This is a genomic window from Methylobacter svalbardensis, assembly GCF_037671525.1.
Classification (GTDB): Bacteria; Pseudomonadota; Gammaproteobacteria; order Methylococcales; family Methylomonadaceae; genus Methylobacter_A; species Methylobacter_A svalbardensis.
This window is the reverse complement of the sequence record NZ_JAWPOH010000122.1, coordinates 1-4,875: the sequence shown is the minus strand read 5'-3', so window position 1 is coordinate 4,875 and position 4,875 is coordinate 1. Positions and strand designations below refer to the sequence as shown.

Sequence of the window (4,875 nt, the reverse complement as noted above, 5' to 3'; positions counted from 1 at the left end):
CAGTTTTTGTACAATTGAATTCGAAAAGCTTAGCGTTATGATTTTAAGTGCTCCTTTAAGTTTTTTCAGTAGAAATAAGTATATCTTCAAAGGAGTTTTTTACTGTTTTGGAAATTAATTTTCTGGAAGTCTATAGAAGCCAGAAACTCCGGTAACCAATGTGGCGAGCTTTGCCTGAAATGAAAATTTTCCTTCAAGTTGCTCGAATAATTCCAACTGGTTAGTTGAATCAGTTATTTTTCTAAGTGATGGAATTAGCACTGTTGTAACAAATGCCATGCCGCCGATCCAAAGCACCACACCGATAACATGAAGAGCGCGGGCAAAAGTAAAATAATTGAAATTTTCCATGAATTGTTTTTGGGCTACGTATTATTTAGGATTACATGAAACAAATAAGTTTGGCTTCATTATAAAAAAAGCGTAGGTAGGGCAACCTACTTCTGCACTCACCCATGCTAAACCAATTAAATTCGACAAATACAAATGGTTAAAATGCAGTCAAAAGTTACTCACAAAATCTGTGGATAACTCTGTTAGTTGATTGTTTTATTTGCAGCTTACCTGCGGTTTTTATTACAGTTTTGTTAAATCGTACAAAAACTTAACAATTTAATAACCCTATAAAATATCAACGACTTACAGTTATTTTTCGAACATTAAGTCGTTTATTTGAAGGCTTTCCTAAGTAGTTGATTGTTGCTGTGCGTAAGAATTTATCAAGCACTTAGAAACGGCTGGATTGTTTACCGTTATGAACAAGCAGGATTTTTTATAAGTCATCTACCTTGACTGGCGTCTAATGCCATCTGGTGCGGCAACACCATTATCCTTAACCAACCTACGTTTCTCCCTGGAATTTCACTCTGCCTACGCATTGATAAATCGCTCATAAGCATTCTTTCGCCGAGTGTAACGATTAAAAGCTCTATCGGCCAAATGACGCAGCCTGTTTGCCCGACGCGAAGAAAAATCAGACATACCCTCAACCTCTAATATCCTGCGATACAGTGCAAATGCCTGATCTGTTAATTCTCTTTGTATCATAGTGCTCTGCCTTTGGCTGCATGCAGTTCAAGCAATGCTATCCAAGCTGCGGGGCTATTTAATGCTTTAAATCGCTTCACCTGTGGAACATCTAGTGCTCTAAATTGTGCTACCTTTTTTGTTGAAACGATCATCATCCGATTTCTTCCAGTATTTCCTATTAATCTGTGATGCGGGATTGGTCACGTGTTGAATCCACTCGATCTCTAATTTCCTTGCCAGGTTTAAAATGAACAGCTGTTTTAGCGGGTAAGTTAACAGTTTCACCTGTTTTCGGATTACGTGCAAGCCGTGGAGGGCGTTGACGAACACTGAAAGAACCAAAACCTCGAACCTCTATGCGCTCACCTATAGCTAAAGCGGCTATCATCTGCTCCAGCATACAATTTACAGCTAATTCCACATCGGACTCCCGAAGCTCTGGTAATTTTTCATTTAGCACGCGCACCAGCTCTGACTTTACCACTGTTCAACTCCATTAATAATTATTGATTTATTCTAGCAGATTGCAAGGCTTTGGTTTTCTATTCAATTGAAAAATATATTGTTTTACAGGTTTTATAAGGCCAGCTTCAGGAAGCCATAAAATTTCAGTCTGTTACGTAAGAAGTGCGCAATGCTTAACCACTCCCGATCTTGTTTCAATCTATCTATTTTCTTTGTCAAAATATTGAATTGCTTATGATGCACGATCAAACTGTCCTGTAAAATAAAGCCCGCAGGATGTATAGCAGAATATCGATTAGTTATCCCGCGTCAAAAAATGCTAAAACACCATCACCAAAGGGTGGCAGTATTTACCGGATTCGGTGGCCGCTTTAAAACGGAATGGGTGGCTGCATTCGTCTGGAATTGGTGGTCGCTTTGAATCGGAATACGCATCTCGCTTTCATAGCTTTCAATTGGGTAATTTTTGAGCATTTTTGATTACCTTTGTTGCGAGGCTTGCTACATACAGGACAGCCAATCTTAATAATCGTTTCATATAAACCTGAAGTTTCCCAGTTTCTAAAAGCCTTTATCCCGCTACTTATCTGGGGTGGGTATTTAATGTAGGGTTTGCTACGTTTATGGCAAACCCCACTTTAATAGGTTTTCCCTTATAGGCTACGGGCCCAAGAACTGGGAAACTTCAGATATAAACAATTCCTTGAGCAATTTAATCATTCAATTTTTTGTTTCAATTGAACCCTATAAACCTGATAGCAATCATCTGAGGATACTGAAGCTGATTATGCGTTAAAATTGATAAGATTATCGGGCATATATTATCTTAAGTGTCTGTTTAAAAAGAGAGGTCATAGCATTACAGTTGTTGCCTTAGGCGCTGAATCAATTCTAATCTTCATCAATGAATAATTTAAATTCAAAAGCCCAATGCATTAACCCTGCCCTATCGCCAAAGCAAAAGATACATTCTAGCTTTCTTTATATGATAGGTTTTAAAACATATTGAATAACTACCATAATATGTGTATAGTCAACACTAATGTAATGATCTAACAAGACTATTGCTCAATCCAGTAGGCACTTACAGGTGAACACTGGCATTTTTATTAAAAAATGGAGTAAATAACATGCATGTAATTCGTGAATCAGTAAATGCAGACGTAACTTACGAAACAAATGTTCGCATGCACCCCTGGATTAAGCCCTTTGTAATTCGGGTTTCGTCAGGTTTAGGTCTAATTGTTAATGATTTTTTATCCGACATTGAAGATGTATTCGCGACCGATAAACCCAATATTGCATATCTGCGTATTACCGAAGAACTGTTTGGAGAGGGCAATGAAACTGACGTTTCAGCGCTATATCAACGAAAATTACGGATATTTATTCAAGCTGGCAAGCAAATTGAAGCGCGTGACTTTGCTATAAATTATTGTGTAAACAATGCAATAGAACTCTCATTGAGATATTGCTATATATGCAGCCATGAACTGGTTAAATTAAATATCAAAGACGAAGAGGTGCGCAAAGACGCACCATTTTTACCTACCGCACCTAAGGGCATGATGGGCTACACCCATGTTTGCTTGAGTTGCGCTTACAAAAGCTGGGAAGGCGATCAGAATGCCATTAATGATGAAATCGTTGATGTCGATGATACGGAACCCATGAATACCGATCAGTGCGGAAAAAAATCATTATCATCAGCGCTTAAGCCTGTCTCAGACGATGAAGCTGAGGAATTAAGCAATGCTGAAAAAACTGAACTAGACGGAGTTCATGCAGAACAAAAGCGCTCAAAGCAATTACTAAATACACCTCCAGCAGGCACCGTTACCGTAGCAGATCAATCTATCGAACAAGTAGATCAACTGACCGAATTAGTTGAAGTTTTTAATGTGAAAAGAATGAAGAAGCTGCTAAAGGAGCATAATAGTCGAACCAATTTGCATCGCAATCATCAGCGCTTTACAAATTATTTGGGCGATACTGAAGGATTTTTACCTTTAGCAAAACTACCAGCAGATATTTTTGATGAACTGGAGCGGCTGCGCATAGATTTTCCAAATTTCTCGGAAGCCATTGATTACTATAGACAACAATTTGCTTTGGCACAACTGTCCTATCACAATATATTTTATGCTGACCCACTGCTTTTATTAGGCCCACCTGGCATCGGAAAAACTTTTTTCTGCAATGCACTGTCTAAAATAATTGGGACTCATTGTGAGCTAATTAGTTTGTCTGGCATGACTGCGGGGTTCGTTTTAGGTGGATCATCACCCACATGGGCAGAGGGGAAGCCAGGTCGCGTGGTCGAGGCACTAGCGCGGTTTAAACTGGCCAATATCCTAACGGTTGTGGATGAGTGTGACAAAGCAACAGGCGACAAACGATACGATCCTCTGGGGGCATTATATTCATTGCTTGAAAAAGAAACGGCGGCAACATTTATAGACGAGGGTTTGGAAATACCGACGAATTGTGCCCATCTTGTGTGGGTAGGCACAGCAAATACGCTCGATACGATAGCTGAACCTATATTGTCTCGCTTCACTATCATTAAAATTGAACGCCCCTCGAAGCAACAAATGAAATGTGTCTTGCAATCTATTTACAATAATATCAGGGCTAGTAATCATTGGGGATTAAAATTCAATGAGGAGCTCTCACCAGCTGTCATTACTAAAATCATTGGATGTGGACTTGAACCACGGCGGATTCAAAAGGAGCTGATTGCAGCAAGCGGGAAAGCGGCACTCAGGCATTCAGACAAAAAATCATCTGACATGCAACATAACATTATCCCGAAAGATTTTGAACCCAGAGATTTCGGAAGTCATGAAGTCAGAATGGGGTTTATTCATAATTAGTCATTGATCTTAACCACTTGAAATTGACTGTTTTTTAACACTCCCATCTTACTGTGGAATCGTATAACTTTAAAAACCATAAATCCCTTGCCAGTCATGTGCTGTGGCGATTTCAAAGGTATACATTTTCTGGCTAAGATGGGAGTAAGCTCAAGATATGAATTTAGTAAAGTTTTCAACAATATTTGGTTATTTTACGCAGTCCACGTGCTTCGTGAGCTGAATAGGGCTACTTTCTGTGAAAAACCACACTCAGTGCTAATTGTACATAAGCTGTATTATTTTCTAATAAAAACTAACTACTCCCATCCTACTTTGAAAACGTACGGTTATAAAATACTGTAAACCCTTGCTAGTCATGGGCTACAGTTATGGTAAGCGTTCACCCCCCTCTCGCAAACTGACGCTAATTCAAGCATACTGCTGACTAAATTTCTGACACAACCTTTCTATGAAACTGAGCGACCATAGCCTACGCCAATTAGATGTCACCTACCTTGATGGT

Annotated in this window: 3 protein-coding genes; 1 reads left to right on the top strand and 2 read right to left on the bottom strand. The window is 39.1% G+C overall.

Translation table 11 applies throughout. The features are described 5' to 3' along the window. Positions 1–114: 114 nt before the first annotated feature. The gene (locus tag RW114_RS19840) at positions 115–351 is read right to left on the bottom strand and encodes a hypothetical protein (protein WP_340124469.1); all 237 of its coding nucleotides are present in this window, start codon (positions 349–351) and stop codon (positions 115–117) included. An 856-nt stretch (positions 352–1,207) separates the two neighbouring features. Then, a complete protein-coding gene (locus tag RW114_RS19835) occupies positions 1,208–1,513 on the bottom strand; it encodes an integration host factor subunit beta (RefSeq protein ID WP_340124468.1) in 306 nt (101 codons plus the stop codon). A gap of 1,111 nt (positions 1,514–2,624) precedes the next feature. Here RW114_RS19835 and RW114_RS19830 point away from each other — a divergent pair. Beyond that, positions 2,625–4,370: an AAA family ATPase gene (locus RW114_RS19830; protein ID WP_340124467.1), complete on the top strand. Its 1,746-nt coding sequence runs from the start codon at positions 2,625–2,627 to the stop codon at positions 4,368–4,370. The last annotated feature ends 505 nt before the right edge of the window (positions 4,371–4,875 follow it).